14 protein-coding genes and 1 pseudogene are annotated in these 15395 nt (G+C 61.4%); 8 read left to right on the plus strand and 7 right to left on the minus strand.

Annotated elements, in window-relative coordinates:
• Positions 1 to 110: 110 nt before the first annotated feature.
• Both AC0GUR_RS19170 and AC0GUR_RS19175 read left to right on the plus strand, forming a co-directional pair.
• Positions 111 to 590 (plus strand): hypothetical protein, encoded by a 480-nt coding sequence (locus tag AC0GUR_RS19170; protein WP_472879109.1) that lies wholly within the window; start codon positions 111 to 113, stop codon positions 588 to 590.
• On the plus strand, positions 590 to 1060 hold the full coding sequence (locus AC0GUR_RS19175; protein WP_472879110.1) for a hypothetical protein: 471 nt from the start codon (positions 590 to 592) through the stop codon (positions 1058 to 1060). The genes AC0GUR_RS19170 and AC0GUR_RS19175 overlap by 1 nt, the downstream gene beginning before the upstream one ends.
• Positions 1061 to 1115: 55 nt before the next feature.
• Here the strand turns inward: AC0GUR_RS19175 and AC0GUR_RS19180 are convergent, their stop codons facing one another.
• Positions 1116 to 1457, minus strand: a complete 342-nt coding sequence (locus AC0GUR_RS19180) for a helix-turn-helix domain-containing protein (protein ID WP_472879111.1) — start codon at positions 1455 to 1457, stop codon at positions 1116 to 1118.
• A 132-nt stretch (positions 1458 to 1589) separates the two neighbouring features.
• Between AC0GUR_RS19180 and AC0GUR_RS19185 the strand changes: the two genes are divergently transcribed.
• The 4 genes from AC0GUR_RS19185 to AC0GUR_RS19200 all read left to right on the plus strand — a co-directional run bounded on the left by AC0GUR_RS19185 (position 1590) and on the right by AC0GUR_RS19200 (position 4875).
• Complete coding sequence (locus AC0GUR_RS19185) at positions 1590 to 2384, plus strand: hypothetical protein (protein ID WP_472879112.1); 795 nt, start codon at positions 1590 to 1592, stop codon at positions 2382 to 2384.
• 71 nt (positions 2385 to 2455) lie between these two features.
• The gene (locus AC0GUR_RS19190; protein WP_472879113.1) at positions 2456 to 2680 is read left to right on the plus strand and encodes a helix-turn-helix domain-containing protein; all 225 of its coding nucleotides are present in this window, start codon (positions 2456 to 2458) and stop codon (positions 2678 to 2680) included.
• Positions 2681 to 3038: 358 nt separating this feature from the next.
• Positions 3039 to 3968 carry a recombination-associated protein RdgC gene (locus tag AC0GUR_RS19195; RefSeq protein ID WP_472879114.1) on the plus strand — a complete coding sequence of 310 codons (930 nt, stop codon included), beginning with the start codon at positions 3039 to 3041 and terminating at the stop codon, positions 3966 to 3968.
• Positions 3969 to 4104: 136 nt separating this feature from the next.
• A complete protein-coding gene (locus tag AC0GUR_RS19200; RefSeq protein ID WP_472879115.1) occupies positions 4105 to 4875 on the plus strand; it encodes a M48 family metallopeptidase in 771 nt (256 codons plus the stop codon).
• 100 nt (positions 4876 to 4975) lie between these two features.
• On the opposite strand, the gene AC0GUR_RS19205 is transcribed toward AC0GUR_RS19200, so the two are convergent.
• From AC0GUR_RS19205 to AC0GUR_RS19230, 6 genes are all read right to left on the minus strand, one after another.
• Positions 4976 to 5980 (minus strand): alpha/beta fold hydrolase, encoded by a 1005-nt coding sequence (locus AC0GUR_RS19205; RefSeq protein ID WP_472879116.1) that lies wholly within the window; start codon positions 5978 to 5980, stop codon positions 4976 to 4978.
• Between the two features lie 75 nt (positions 5981 to 6055).
• On the minus strand, positions 6056 to 7912 hold the full coding sequence (locus tag AC0GUR_RS19210; protein WP_472879117.1) for a M1 family metallopeptidase: 1857 nt from the start codon (positions 7910 to 7912) through the stop codon (positions 6056 to 6058).
• Between the two features lie 677 nt (positions 7913 to 8589).
• Entirely contained in the window at positions 8590 to 8922 is a 333-nt protein-coding gene (locus tag AC0GUR_RS19215; protein WP_472879118.1) for an EF-hand domain-containing protein, read from the minus strand.
• A gap of 101 nt (positions 8923 to 9023) precedes the next feature.
• The gene (gene acpA / locus AC0GUR_RS19220) at positions 9024 to 10706 is read right to left on the minus strand and encodes an acid phosphatase (RefSeq protein WP_472879119.1); all 1683 of its coding nucleotides are present in this window, start codon (positions 10704 to 10706) and stop codon (positions 9024 to 9026) included.
• Positions 10703 to 12253: a S10 family peptidase gene (locus tag AC0GUR_RS19225; protein WP_472879120.1), complete on the minus strand. Its 1551-nt coding sequence runs from the start codon at positions 12251 to 12253 to the stop codon at positions 10703 to 10705. The genes acpA and AC0GUR_RS19225 overlap by 4 nt, the downstream gene beginning before the upstream one ends.
• A 23-nt stretch (positions 12254 to 12276) precedes the next feature.
• On the minus strand, positions 12277 to 13818 hold the full coding sequence (locus tag AC0GUR_RS19230; RefSeq protein ID WP_472879121.1) for a S10 family peptidase: 1542 nt from the start codon (positions 13816 to 13818) through the stop codon (positions 12277 to 12279).
• Positions 13819 to 14032: 214 nt separating this feature from the next.
• Here AC0GUR_RS19230 and AC0GUR_RS19235 point away from each other — a divergent pair.
• Together AC0GUR_RS19235 and AC0GUR_RS19240 are read left to right on the plus strand one after the other, a co-directional pair.
• A pseudogene (locus AC0GUR_RS19235) lies at positions 14033 to 14788 on the plus strand (YadA-like family protein); the annotation flags it as partial.
• Between the two features lie 42 nt (positions 14789 to 14830).
• Entirely contained in the window at positions 14831 to 15331 is a 501-nt protein-coding gene (locus AC0GUR_RS19240; protein ID WP_472879122.1) for a PPC domain-containing protein, read from the plus strand.
• The last annotated feature ends 64 nt before the right edge of the window (positions 15332 to 15395 follow it).

The raw sequence follows: 15395 nt of genomic DNA on the forward strand, positions 1-15395 counted from the left end.
AAAAGGTCTGCTTCCGACCCGAAGCGGACCTAAACTAAAGCAGATGGTGGTCCACGAACTTGCGACAGGGGGCTGATAGTGAATCAAGTGATAGATCAAGGGTACGAGAAATGGCGGAGCTACTTTTTCTTGATACTGAGTGGGCCAATGATGCTTGCCGGGAGCTAGTAAGTCTTGCATTGGTCAATGCGGATGGAAGCAAACGTTTCTATGCGGAACGCGACCCCCTACCTGGAGCGCCGTCAACATTTGTCCGGGCGACAGTCTACCCACTACTGGAACGCGGAGATTCGGCCATTCCTGATGAGGTTTTTACAGAAAAGCTGCGAGCATTCGTCACATCATTCAACAATCCGCGCATCCATTTCGACGGGCAGATCGATAAGGTCCAGCTCACTCAAGCCCTTTCTGGCTTCGGCAAACTGCGTGCAGCCATTCCTCCGTTTGAGCCTGTACTCGTCACTCGCCAAGATGTCATGGATCAGCTTGAGATCTACTTTCAGGGCCACCCGACAGCCAATGCTCGTCGACACCACGCGGGTGTTGATGCGGAAGCACTGCGCTTTGCCTTCATGGAAGTCGTAGGCTGATGCAGCTCTTCCTTGATTGCGAATGGGCGGACACATTAGCGAGCGATCTGGTATCCATTGCATTGGTCTCCGCTGACAGCCGGCATTTGTTCTATGCCGAACGCGATCCGCTGCCATTAGATCCGACGCCATGGGTCAAGAGCGTGGTGTATCCACTTTTGGAGCGCGGTCAATGGGCCATGGACGATTTCTCCTTGGTGCGGAAAGCCCGCGAGTTCTTATCCAGCGTGTCGAATCCGACGATTTGCTACGAGGCAGGTCATGACCGCGCCCTGTGTCAGTATGTATTGGACGGACTTGAAGTCTCACTACCGGCAGGTCCGCTTCCTAGTAATTTGAAATGGGAGCGTCTGGACGAATTGCTGTCCGCCAAGGAGCATTGGTGGCAAACACACCCAGAACTACAACCGTGGCGACACCACGCGCGCATCGATGCGCTGGCCCTGCGCGGAGCATATTTGGGTGGATAGAGGAGTCAGCTGCGAAACCGCGAGCCCGCAGTGACGCAGGCAACGATTCATCTTATTAGCGCCGACTGGTCAGCTGCGTTAGGAAGGCAAGGATACGTCGACGAGGAGCCGGTGATAGCCGATGAAATGTCGTGATCAAGGCGGCTAGGTCGTCGTCCTCGGCAAAGAAATAGGCCACCGGAACTCCCAGCACTTCACCGAGCTTGAGCAACGTGCTGGTATCAGGTGTGTGCTTGCCGCGTTCGTACTGGTTGATCCTGGGCGAAGCCACTGAAGGATCCATGCCGGCTTGCACGCCAAGCGCACGTTGAGAAAGCCCCGCCTCCAGCCGGGCGGTCCGCAGACGCGCCGCGACGACTGCTTCCTTTTTGCCTCCGCGTGCCACGCCTGAACCCACTCCTAGATAGCTCTAGAGCAGCTTCAACGTGGATGGTTTGCCTGCATACTAAGAGTTCCTTAATATGCAGCCGGCTCATTACCTGTCCCCTCCATCGAGGGGACCTTGCCCCACGGGATTCCTAGGTGCGCTGTGAAATCGAGTGACCTGACCGCCAACCTCTACTTTTCGGCGGCCGTACGCACGGCTGCGGACGTAACGCAGACCCGCCTCCTGCCGCTCGATGCGCTGCAGCAGCCACTTGCGCCGCACGAAAACTATTCTCAGCGCGTATTGCTTTCGCTTCAGGCGCTGGGCGTCATAGAGCCCGACCTTTCGCCGTCGCGCGCCGATGATTGGTTGATGCCGCGGGATTGGATGCAATGCGGCTTTGACAGCGTTGCGTGGCGCATACGTTGGGCGCCGCGGGACTGTCGTCGTCAACATGATCAGCTGAGAGAGCTTTTCAAGGAGGTCGAGCCGTCGGAAGACGCGGTGCACACCCTACTTGCAATGTGGGAGGATCTCGCGCTGGCCGAAACGGTCCAGTATGCACATTGGGCCTTGGCGAGATCGGGCTATAACCCGGCATGGGCAGATCTGGCGACTGAAGAGCTTCGTCAGGCGCTCAAGCAATTTAGCGTAGCCAAGATTATGTATCTCATTACTCTGGCAGTGCATTCAGTAGCCATCGCTCGCCAGCGGGGAAACACGGACGCTATTCAACTTGGGCAAGTCTTTGCGAGGTCAATCGCCCACACATCTCGTTACGTGGCTGATGGACATTGGGGTGATCGGGGTCTATCGCGTCCGGCGGAGCTTCCACTTAGCACCCTGGCGACGATATTCGCCTATGAGGTAACGCGGCTCGATGACGAGTACCAAACGCTTAGCCCTTCGCTGGATGCGCTGCGCGCCGCGTTGATCCGCCATCGAACAATTCACTGAGGCGCTCTGTCGCAACCGACAGATTCGGCACCCGAGGCATTTCCCGGAGGTCCACTGACCTCTCTCGAACCATGGCGAGCGAAGGTCTGGCGGATGCCTTAGCCCTTGCTATTCAGGCGCGGCGAGAGGCAATGAAGATCAGTTGGGAGTCGTTTGCGGACGCGATCGGCATGCATCGTGCGTACTCCAGCGGAATCGAGCGTGGTGAACGCAACATCACGCTCGACACCTTTCTTCGTGTTACCGAAGGTCTCCGAACAACTGTCGCCGCATTGGCCATAGAAGCCAGATTCTGAGGGTTCTCGAGCGACGGCCCTAACCTTCACGCGCTGAAGGGGCTTTGGTCTGATCGGGCGAACAAGACCTGGAACGACGCCCACATGGAAGCGAGCTCTCAGTAAATCTTCTTTATGTTCTATGGGTTAGCGGCATTCGCGAGGCGCGGTGACGGACTCACCCAACTGCAGGCGCCATAGGGGGCATCACCCCTGGGGCCTCGGTCTTGGAGGAACGATTTCGATGCGCCCTGCTCGGGTTGCGCCACTGCTATATTCAGCATCGCAGAAGCGTGGCCTTTTCGGGCACTTGAGTTGCTTCCTTGGGCAACTGATCTGCTAAGAACTTCCATACTTCTCCGTAGATATTTTGGTGTCCATGAGTAGTCGTCCATTCTTTAGTAATCTCACCCTGTTTCGCTTTTCCTCCAACGTTTCCGATGACCTGAGCCGCCTCGACGAGGTGTTGGGCGACTATCGACTGCGCCCCTGTGGCCCCATGGAAATGGGCACCAAGGGCTTCGTGCCGCCGGTGGGTCGTGGCGAGGAAGCCGCGCTCACCCACGCCGTGCACGCCTGCACCATGGTCACCGTGGGCAGCGAGGACAAGCTCCTCCCGGGCGCGGTGGTAAACGATGAGCTTCATCGCCGCGTGCAGAAGATCGCCGAAGAAGAAGGCCGCAAGGTCGGCGGCCGCGAGCGCAAGCGCCTGAAAGAGGACGTGCTCAACGAACTGGTGCCGCGCGCCTTCATCCGCAGCTCGCGCCAGCGCGCTTACGTGGACAAGAAGAACGGCTGGCTGGTGCTGGATACGTCCAGTCGCAAGTCGGCCGAGAATACGCTCACCCAGATGCGCGAAGCGCTGGGCAGCTTCCCCGCCGTCCCGCTGGCGCCGGAAGAGGGCCCGCGCGTGCTCATGACCGACTGGCTGGCCAACGGCAACCTGCCGGCCGGTCTGGCCCTGGGCGACGAAGTGGAGCTGCGCGACCCAGCTTCGGCCACGGGTGCCATCGCCAAGTGCCGCCGCCAGGACCTGGACGGCGAGGAAGTGAAGGAGCACCTGCGCAACGGCAAGCAGGTATTCCAGCTCGGTCTCACCTTCGATGAGCGCATGAGCTTCGTGCTGGGTGAAGACCTGATCGTGCGCAAGCTGAAGTTCCTCGACGTGGTGGTCGACGAGCTGGGCGACAGCCACCCGGACGCCGCCGCTGAAGCCGACGCCACCTTCGCCCTGCTGACGCTCGAACTGGAGCGCCTGCTGGGCAAGCTGGAAGAGTGGTTCGGCCTGCCGCGTCCCGCCGAGGCCTGAGATTCCCGCCCCACCCTGGCTACTGGCAGGGGTGGGGCGGTCACCGGCTCGTCTTGCGAAGCCTGCATGCTCCCCCCACATATGCTCTGGGACACTTAAGGGCCTGGACGCCGGGTAGTCGTAGTAGGCGGGGAACATGACGCAGAACCTTGAAGGCGATTGGCTGGAACTGGCCACCGCAAGCGGCAGCACGATCCGTGTGCTCAAAGCGGCGCATCCGCGCGCACGTCGCTTGCGCCTCACCGTGACGCCCAAGGGCGCGCGCGTGTCGTATCCGAACGGCACGCATCCGGCGCAGGTAAGCGCATTCCTGCGACATCACGCCGATTGGCTGGAGCGCAAGCTCGATGAGTTGCACCTCATCGTCAAACCGCTGCCGCCTTTGCGCGTCGGTATACCTACCGACATTCCCATGCGTGGCGAAACCGTGCAGCTGGATTGGGCGGACGGGCCGTATCCCCGCGTCGACGCTGGCGAAGGCACACTCACCCTGACGATACCGCGCCCACACACGCGTGCATTGCCCGTAGCGCGTGGCTTGCTCGCTTCGTTCCTCGAATCACAAATACGACGCGACGTTTCCCGCTGGCTTGCAGGCTACGTGCCGATGCTCGGGTTGGCGCCTACCGCGTTGCGAGTGCGCCCCATGAAGAGCTTGTGGGGCAGCCTCGATACGCGCGACCGCATCAACCTCGACCTCGCCCTTGCGCTCGCACCGCCCAGCGCACTGCGTTACGTGCTCGCGCATGAGTTGTGCCATCTGAAGGTGCGCAGTCACTCACCGCGCTTCTGGGCGCAGGTGGAGAACCTTTTTCCCGAGTGGCGCGAACAGCGCGACTGGCTGCGCATGAATGGCGCGTGGTTGAAGACCGAGCTGGATCGGTTGATTGCCGACGTGGCGGATTGACTGAGGTTATGCGGGTCGCGCACGAGTGCGCTCCTACAAACACGCCAGCTCTGTAGGAGCGCACTTGTGCGCGACCCGCGCCTGGATCAGGCGGTCACCATCAATGCGAAAGGGCGAACGACGTCAGGATACGCGCCGTCTCTTCCGGCTTCTCGAGAATCGGCATGTGATTGCAACCGCTCAAGGTACTGGTGCTGATGGCGGCGGCGTTCTTGAGGCCGTTGCGCAGGCTGTCGAGTGCCGAGATGTCGATGATCTTGTCGTCATGGCACCACAGGCCCAGCACCGGCATGCTCAGCTTGTCGAGCTGGTTCTGCAGGGACAGGTATTGCGAAGGATCACGCAGCTCGTTGAAGGTGTGCTCGATGAAAGCGCGGTCCTTCTGGTTGCGCCTGATCAGCACATCCTGGAAGCGACCGGGGATATCCAGCGGCTTGGCAAAAGCCCACGACGTGGCTTGGGCAAATTGCTCACGGTTGTCGAACACAAACACGTTCTTGCCGGACTTGGCCGTGCGCGAGAAGTCATTCTCGTCGGTCTTCAGGCCAAATGAGCTAAGCAGCGCCAACTCGGCGACGTGCTCCGGATGCTCGGCAGCGTAGATACCGGCGATGGCACCGCCCATTGAATGGCCGATAAGCACGAAGTGCTTCAGACCCAATGCTTCGACGAAACCCTGCAGTCGCGACACTTGCGCATCGATGTTGTAGCTGGCGCCTTCGACGCGGCTGGATTCACCCCAGCCCGGCAGGTCCGGCGCGATCACGTGAAAATGCGGCGTCAGCAGCTCGAGCTGTTTCAGCCACACTTCCTTGCTGGCGGCAAAGCCGTGCAGCACGATCAGGGTCGGGCCCTGGCCACCTTCGAAGTACACCCATTTGGTATCGCCGACCTGCACGGAGTGCTCGTCGACGTGCGCGGCCATCGCCTGTCGCTTGATGTCGGCCTGCATCAGCCACTGCGGGGCGAACAGGTAAGAGCCACCCAGTACCACGACCAGCAACACGGCAATGAAGCCGAGGAACTTGAGTCGGCGTAGGGCCAGTCGTTGCCACAAGGGGCGAGCGGAGGTGGGCGGCTTGGGTGTCGTCGATGCAGGTGTCATGGTGATATCACGGGTTCGGGGCGCAACCATCGATGGCGACGCGCCCCGCCTTTTGCAAGGCAGGGCGCGCACGACTTACTTGCCGTTCTTCTTCTTTGCTTTGTCGAACAGTGCTTCCACCGCCTGCTGCGTCAGCGGGTGATAACCGCTCTTGGCCTTGTCATAAACCTGCTGTGCATAGGCAAGACCTTCCGGCGTCTTCACGAAGGCCCGGTACAGCGGCATGGTGAGGTACAGGCGACCAATGCGGGTCATGTGTTCGGCGGCAGCAGGCCAAACGTCCTTGTCGCCGGCGGCGATGGCATGGCTATACCAGCGCATGCCGATCTCGGCGTTCGGCGTGCCGGTGAGATGCCATGCGGCGTCGAGCTGCTTGATCTTGTCCAGCGGCGTCACGTCCGGCAGGCCGTCGAGGAAGTACATCCACTCCTGCGTGTTCCAGCCCTTCGCATCGAGCTTGTCGGCCGCAAGCGAACCGGCGAGGAACGACGCACGCTCTTTGTCGATGGCGTCAAAACGCGGCGAATCCGGCAGCGGTGCGTTCTTGGGAATGCCCGGCTCGTACACCCACTGCTTCACTTCATCCCAGCTCATCTTGCCGGGATGCTTGTCGAAGAGATTGGCCTTCAGGTAGTCGAGCATCTGTTCCGTGGTGATGCTCTGGAACGCGAAGTGTGCGAAGTAATCCTTCAGGTAGGCATCGAAGGTTTCGCGACCGAAGCGCTGCTCCAGCGTACGCAGGAACCACGAACCCTTGTCATAGGGCACTTCGGAAATCGAATCGTCCGCGCCGATGCCGGGCTTCGGTGCAAGACGTTGCGCGTTCTCCGGCATGTCCTTGAGGTTCTTCTCGAGGCCGCGCGCAGAGATCAGCGCTTCCTCATCAGCCAGCGTCTTGCCGTAGACGGCTTCGGTGATACGGCCCTGCACATAGGTGGTGAAACCTTCGTTGAGCCAGATATCGCGCCACGCGGCACTGGTCACAAGGTTGCCCGACCACGAGTGGGCCAGCTCATGCGAAATCACCGAGACCAGACTCTTGTCGCCCACCAGCAGGGTCGGCGTGGCGAAGGTCATGTTCGGGTTTTCCATGCCGCCAAACGGGAAAGACGGCGGCAGCACCAGCAGATCGTAGCGACCCCAGGCATACGGGCCGTACAGCGATTCGGCGGTCTTGATCAGCTTCTCGGTATCTTCGAACTCCTTCGCCGCCTTGCCGACGATGCTCGGCTCGGCATACACGGCCGAACGCGGGCCCGTTTCCTTCGCCGCAATATCACCCGCCGCAATGGCGAGTAGATACGACGGAATCGGATGCGGCTGGCTGAAGCTGAAATTGCCGTCGAGCGGGTGGTTGGCGTCGTTGAGCGCGCTCATCACCACGCGCACATTCTTGGGCGCAGTAACGCGGGCGTCATAGGTGAAGCGGATCGCCGGCGAATCCTGCAGCGGCACCCACGAGCGCGCGTGGATGGATTCGGACTGCGAGAACATGAAAGGCAGCTTCTTGTCGGCGGTCTGCTCCGGCGTCAGCCACTGCAGGCCCGATGCATTCGGCGAGGTGGTATAGACAATGCGCACCTTCGCCGGCTGCTGCGGCGTGGCGATGGTGAGCTTGCTGCCCAGTTCCTTGTCGCTCGGCGCCAGCGCGAACTTCAGCGCATTGGCGGTGCCGGCCTTGTCGATACCTTCGACGCTGGCGATCTTCAGGTCGCGCGTGTCGAGCACCAGCGACTGGGCCTTCGGGTTCTTCCAATCCAGCGTCAGCGTGGCCTTGCCATCGAGCTGCTGGTGCGGGAAGTCGACATTCAGCTGCAGATCCAGGTGGGTGACGCGGACCTGGTCGGGCTGTGCGTAGGAATGGGGGTCGGCGGCGAAGGCGCTCAGCGGCAGCATGAGGGCGCCGAGGGCAAGGGCGTGGAACGGGCGCATCGGGGCAAACTCCATCAGCAGGAAGGTCGAGTATGCCACTGGAGGGTGGGTGGCCGCGGGTGTGGATGGTCACCGTCGGCGCTTGATCGTCATCTCGGCTTAGGTTTGGCAAATGGGCGCTGGTGTCCTTTGCTCGCCCCCCGGGTAGAGGTGCGTGCTCGCGAAAAAAAAGCGCGTGTTCCCCTTACCGTCATCCCGGCGAAGGCTGGAGGCGCTTTTCAACAGCCGAATGGCTGGTCATCCAGTGACTTTGCGCTTGGTTTCAGAGCTGCCGCCAGCGTGCCGCCTACGCGGCGGGCGTTTCGATCCCCTGCCGGCGCTCGAGTCACTTTTCTTTTGCGGGCCCAAAAGAAAAGTAACCCAAAGAAAATGGCCTCAAGAGCGAGGTTGTCGTAGCGTCGTGCTGAACAAAAGACTTGGCGGCCGCGAAGCCCGGATCGTCACGATCGCCCGACACGCGGTATGGCTACACCGCAACGCGCCACAGCGGAGAGGGCTTAAAGCAGGGCGGCGTTGCTCTTGGCTCTCCGCTCTTACTCCCTCTCCCCTTGAGGGAGAGGGCTGGGGAGAGGGGGCAATCTTGCCTCACCATCCCAAATGAGCCGTCATCCCAGCGTAGGCTGGGATGAACATCGGGCGGTGGATCTCTCGCGGGTGCGCCCCGCGAGGACACGGAATCAATGCGTCGTCGCAGCGGGTGCCGGCGCCGCCGCCGGTGCCGGCCGCTGACCGTTCTGCAGCGCGCGGATGTAGTCCGCCACATCCTGCTTGGACACCACGCCACGATGGTTCTTGTCGATCTCATCAAAATGCGCGCGAATGAAGGGCACCGGACCCTTATCGGCTTCTTCCTTCGTCAACAGCCCATCCTTGTTCTTGTCGGCGATGTCAAAGTTCTTTACCGCGTTCTGAACCTGGTTGGTGATGGGGCCGAGGCCGATCTGCGCGTGGGCGGCGGTTGCGGCGGCAAGCGCGATGAGGGCGGTAAGCATCAGGCGGGTGTGGCGCATGGCGAAGCTCTCTCCTTGAACGAAGGCCCGCATTATCTCACCCGAATTGTGAGTAAGCCGTTCGGGGTGCGCGCCATCACTGCGCACCCCATGCTGTGCGTTCAGCTTTCGAACGTCAGCGCGTTGGTGAGGTCGCCAGGCGCCGGCCCGCCGGCAGCCACCATCGCCTGTTCGCGCATGGCGAGGCCGGGAAGTTTCTCCAGCCCGAAGCGGCGCGTGAGGAAGCGGGCGATAGAGCCGGTGTCATAGATGGTGTGGTCGACATGGCCCTTCTTGGCAAATGGCGACACGATGACGGCCGGAATGCGCGAACCCGGCCCCCAGCGATCACCTTTCGGCGGCGCCACGTGATCCCACCAGCCGCCGTTCTCGTCGACGGTGATGATCACCAGGGTGTGCTTCCATGCCGGCGATTTCTGCAGTGCATCCACGATGTGCATGATGTGGCGATCGCCGGCATCCACATCCGAATAGCCGGCGTGCATGTTGAGGTCGCCCTGCGGCTTGTAGAAGCTCACCGTCGGCAGACGATCGGCTTCGATGTCGGCGAGGAAGCGATTGGTCTGCGATGTTTCACCAACGCCACCATCACGCAGGTGCTTGGCGCGCGCGTCGGTACCTGGCGCAAAACTTTTGAAGTAGTTCAACGGCTGATGATGCATCTGGAAATTGGGCCGCTGTGGGAATTGCTTCTCGTCGCCGTCACCCTTGCCGTCCAGTGCTGCCTGCCACGCGCCCGCGTACCATGCCCAATCCACGCCGCCGGCGGAAAGCACATCGCCGATGGTTTTGTGTTCCTGTGGAGGCAACGTATTGGGGCTATCGGAATCGGCCAGACTCGGGTTACTGCCCGATTCGGTGGCGCTGGGTGCATATGGCGGCGACATGGTGTTGACGGCGAAGAAATCCGGCGTCAATGCACTGCGTGAAGCAAATTTCGGTCGGCCATCCATCGCGCTCTTCGGTGAATCATCCGCGAGCTTCAGACGCGTGTCGGTGGGTTTGCCGCTTTCGGTCACGGCAATGTTGAAGCGGGCGGGGCTCTGGTCCGCATTCGGGTAGAACGGTGGTTGCGCTGCCACCAGATACTGGTGGTTGAGGAACGAGCCACCAAACGCACCCATGAAGAAGTTGTCGCACAGCGTGTACTGGCGCGCGAGCTGCCACAGTCGCAGATGGGCGGCACTATCGCCGTAGTAGCCCATCACCATGGCGCCGGTGTCGCCCCAGGCCACGAAGCCGTCGTTCTTGCCGCCGTTGATCTGCTGCTGGTTATCGTAGAAGCGATGCACAAGGTCGCGCGTCACCACGCCATGCGGCAACGGCTCGCCACTGCCCGTGCGCAGTGCCCACGGCGCGTTGGACAGGCCAGTAATGTCTTCCTGCATGACCTGATAGCTACGGTGGTTCACTGTCTGCTTGTGCGGCGCCACGCCATGCCATACCGGCGGCAGCGTTTTCAGCAGTGAGCCGTCGCGGTCGCGCTGCTGAAATTGCTCCGGCTTCAACGCGCTGAGCGGATGCTCGACGCCGGGGAAATTAGCGAACAGATTGTTGAAGCTGCGGTTCTCCGCATAGATCACCACCACCCTCTGAATGTGCTGCCGCAACGCAGTGTCTAGTGGTGTAGCGGTGGCCTGCGTTGTTGCAGCGGCGAGCGCGTCGCGACTCCCGAGCGCCAGCGCGGCGCCGGTCAGCGCTAGGCCGCCCAGCAGGCGGCGTCGCGACGGGTCAAGCGGTTGCTCGTTGGTGTCTTCAGTGGTGGTTGGCGGAAGTTTGTTCACGGAGCGGCGTCATCGTAGAAACGGGCCATATCAGCCTTGCTTTGTTCCAACGACGGCTGATCCAGATAGATCATATGGCCGGAGGGGTAAAAGCCAAACGATATGTTCTTGCGCTGCGCCGGCTCCAAGCCCAGATGGCTCAGATCGAACTCGGTGGCGTAGAAAGGCGTGGCCAAGTCGTAATAACCATTGGCCGAGAACACCTTCAGGTGCGGGTTGCGCCGCATGGCGCCGCCCAGGTCGTCGGCGACGTAGGTGGCCTGCAGCCAGCCACCGTTCTTCTTGCGCTTCCAGTCCCAATTCTTGCCGACATTGGCGTAGTTGTTGGGCAGGTAGGGTTGGTCGCTGGTGAACTTCAACTCATTGGCGGTGTACTGATTGAACATCGCCACGTAAGCTCCGGTGATGGCATCGCTGGCGGTGTCGCCATCGGGCAGTTCGCCAGCTGCATCCGGGTCGATGCCTTGGAAACGGCCGTCCAGACGTCCCACCGTCAGGCGCTGGTCACGCAGCAGTTCCTTGCGGAAGCGGCTTGGCTCCACGCGAAGGTTGGCGGCCCTAATGTACTGTGGCGATATGCCGAGATAGCGACTCATCTGATTGGCAATGCGATCAGCCTCGGCAGAGTCGATGGCGTCACCCTTCGCCAGCGCCAACGTATAGTCGCCAGCCGCGAAGCGGCGCACTTCGGCGAGGAAGGTCCCGATATCGGCCGGTTTGTTCGGCACCTTGTTGTGATACCAGGCAATGGCGGCTTCGGTGGGCAGGTTCATGATGTAGCCGTGATCGATGCCGGGCGCGGCCACTGCAAAGTCGAGAATCGACGACATCAGAATGACGCCGTTGAACTCCATGCCCTTATCCTGCAGCGACTTCACCAGCACGGCCGAACGCGTGGTGCCGTAGCTTTCGCCGAACAGGAACTTCGGCGAGTTCCATCGATTGTTGGTGCTGACGTAGCGGCTGATCAGGCGGGTGAAGGCATCGGCATCCTGCTCAACGCCCCACACGTCCTTGCCTTCGGTCTTGCCCACCAGCTGCGAGTAGCCGGTGCCCGGCGCATCGATAAAGACCAGATCGCTCTTGTCGAGCAGGCTGCTTTCGTTCGGCACCCAGCGATACGGCGCGGGCGGAATCGGTTTGTCGCCATCATTGGCCACACGCACCGGCCCGTATGAGCCCATGTGCAACCACATCGACGACGAACCCGGTCCGCCGTTGTAGAAGAAGGTCACCGGTCGCTTGCTGTTCTTGCCGCCGTCCACCGTATAGGCGACGTAGAAGAAGCTAACGGTCGGCTTGCCCTTGTCATCGCGGATCAGCATGGTGCCGGCGGTGGCGGTGTAGTTCACCGTGCGTCCGCCAATGCGCACGCTGTGCTTGGTCACGACCTTGCGTTCGGGCGGAACCGGTTGTTCGTCGGTGCTCTTGTCCTTGTCACCCTGTTCGGACGACGTCTTGGGCGGCGTGTCGGCGGCGTGCGAAGGCAGTGTGCCCAGTGCGAGCAAGGTGGCGAAGGCAAGAGAAGCAAGCGAGAGCTGGCGCATATCAGAGGGTTCCTTGGAGCCTGTCACGAATGATGGGTGGCGTCGTAGTAGCGCGCCAGGTCGCCCTTGAGCAGCTGCAGCGCTTCGGTGTTCAGGTAAATCATGTGTCCCGACGGGTAGTACAGGAAATGCACGTTCCCGCGCAGCGATGGCTCGAGATTCATGTGCGACAGGTCGTACTCCGTGATGAAGAACGGCGTGGCAAAGTCGTAGTAGCCGTTCACCGACAGCACCTGCAGATGCGGGTTGGTGCGGATCGCATGCGCGAGATCGCCGGCCACATAGGCCGTCTGCAACGGCCGCTTGATGCCAGCGGCCTGATGTTTCCAGTCCCAGTCCTTGCCGATATCGGCGAAGGTGGGGCGGTACTCCAGATCGCTGTGGTAGTTGAGCTGGCCGGCGATGTAGTCGTGAAAGGCGGTGATGAAGGCGCCGCTAATGCCCGCATCGGATGCGTCGTAGTCCGGCACTTCGCCGGCGGCGTCTTCGTCCATACCTTCGAAGCGCGCGTCGAAGCGGCCAATGGTGCGACGTTCGTTGCGCAGCAGCTCCTTGCGGAAGCGTGCGGGCTCCACGCGCAGATTGGCCTGCTTGATGTAATCCGCCGACAGGCCGGTGTAGCTGGCGAGTTGCCGCGCCACGGCATCCGCTTCAGCGGACGGCACGTTCTGGCCCTTGGCCAACGCCGTGGCGTACGGGCCGCGGGCGAAGGCGCGCACCTGATCCAGATAGGCGGTGAGATCGCCGGGCTTGTTGGCGAGCTTGTTGTGAAACCACGCCGCTGCCGCATAGCTCGGCACGTAGCCGATGTACATCTCGTCGTAGCCCGGGCTGCGCACGCCATAGTTGAGAATCGACGACATCAGGATCACGCCGTTGAACGCCATGCCCTTGTCCTGCAGCGCATCCACCAACGCACCCGAGCGCGTGGTGCCATAGCTTTCGCCGAACAGGAACTTCGGCGAGTTCCAGCGGTTGTTGAGCGTCACGTAGCGTTGAATGGCGCGGCTGAACGCGGAGACGTCCTGATCGACGCCCCAGAAGTCCTTGCCTTCAGCCTTGCCCACCGGGCGCGAATAGCCGGCGCCCACCGCGTCGATGAATACGAGGTCGGTCTTGTCGAGCAGGCTGTCATTGTTGGCCACCAGCTTGTACGGCGCCGGTGCGGTTGCGGTGGGGCTATCCGTCTGGATGCGGACCGGGCCGAACGAACCCATGTGCAACCACATGCTGGAAGAGCCCGGGCCGCCGTTATAGAGGAAGGTGACCGGCCGACTCGAAGGCGTGCCGTTGTCCACCGTGTAAGCCACGTAGAACACGCTGGCCTGCGGCTGCCCTTTTTCATCCCGAATGATCAGTGTGCCCGCAGTGGCGGTATAGGCCACGTTGTGACCGCCGATACTGACACTGTGCTTGGTGCGCACCGCCGTCTCGGTGGTAGGCGCCTGAGCGTCCTCTTCCTTGCTGCTGGTTTTCTTGTCGGTGGGCGCGTCCTTGGCCAACGAGATGGAACAGGGCGACAACACAAGACTGCCAGCCAGCAGCAGATAGAAAAAACGACGCATGCAAATCCCCCGGGCGGTCATTGGATCGATATAAGCCCTGAGTATGCGTATGCCTGGCGTAAGGCGACCGTGACAGAAGTACTGGGTGGCACTACGAAGCGCCCCAGCCGCCTGACTGGGGCGCTTCCCATCACAACGCTTACAGATCGACGCCGAAACGGGCTCTAATAGCGTGGCGATGGGTTCCGGCGCACAGGCCAATGGCAGTAGCAATGGTACGGCCATCGGTGGCAGCAGTTTTGCCGCCGGCCCCAACGACACGGCGTTGGGTGGCAATGCGCAAGTGAAGGCCGACGGCAGCACGGCGGTAGGCGCCAATACCACCATTGCGGCAGTGGCGACCAATGCAGTGGCGGTGGGTGAAAGCGCGCAAGTAACGGCTGCTTCTGGCACGGCGGTGGGTCAGGCTGCGCAAGCCACGGCGGCGGGCTCGGTGGCGTTGGGTCAGGGCTCGGTGGCCAATGTTGCGAACACGGTGTCGGTGGGTAGCGCAACAACTCAGCGTCAGATCACCAACGTGGCCGCTGGCGTTAACGCTACCGATGCAGCCAATGTGGGTCAGGTGAGCGCACAGGTGACGCAGGCCATTCAGACGGCTAAAACCTACACCGACGCCAGCGCGCAACAGACCTTGCAGGCTGCCAATGCGTACACCAATCAGGCGCTTTCGGCGCAAAGCCAGGGCTTGAGCGATCTGCGCAACCAGATGAACGATCAGTTCTCCGATGTGAATCGACGGCTGGATCGCGTCGGTGCGATGGGTTCGGCGATGGCGCAGATGACCGCAAATACCTCGGGCCTTGCCGGTGATAACCGCGTGGGCTTTGGCGCTGGTAATTACAACGGTCAGGGCGCGTTCGCCGTGGGCTATCAGCGCGCCTTCGACAACAACCATGCGGCCGTTTCCATCGGTGCCTCGGTGTCGGGCTCGGAATCGTCCGTTGGTGTCGGTGGCGGCTTCAGCTGGTAAGGCGATACGGGGCACGCTGGGGAGCGTGCCCCGCTTTCATGCATGACCTATTCGGGGAAAGCCGCCGGCTTGCCTGCACTGACGCCGTTACAGATTCAGCAGGCGCTGTTTGACTCGGCGCGCGTGTTTCCGGTGAACGAGGGCTATCCGCTTGGTGCGGGCATCGTGGATGCGAATGCGGCCGTGCAGGCTGCGTTGAATCCCGCCGATACGGTGCTGCCGACTACGCTGACCAGTGGCGTGCCGGTCTCGGTGTCTGGTGCTGCAGGTAGCGTCACGCTGTATGCCCTGACGGTGCCAGCCAACGCCACCAACCTCACCATTCGCACCTTGGGTGGTACGGGCGACGTGTCGTTGTACGTAAAGCAGGGCATGCCGGTAGCCGCCAATGGCAGCAATGCCGATTTTTCGTCGGTCAAACCCAATACCAATAACGAGACAGTTATCCAGACCTCACCGACGCCCGGTGTCTGGTACGTGGGTGTGACCGGTGTGAAAGCCTTTGCCAATGTACAGCTCACGGCCAGCTACGTGACGCATTAAACCGATATCAGCGTGTCTGCCACTTTGGGAGCCGAGTAACATCGGCTCCCCTTTTTTTGCGCTG

The organism is Dyella sp. PARNA 12/25 (assembly GCF_055702865.1).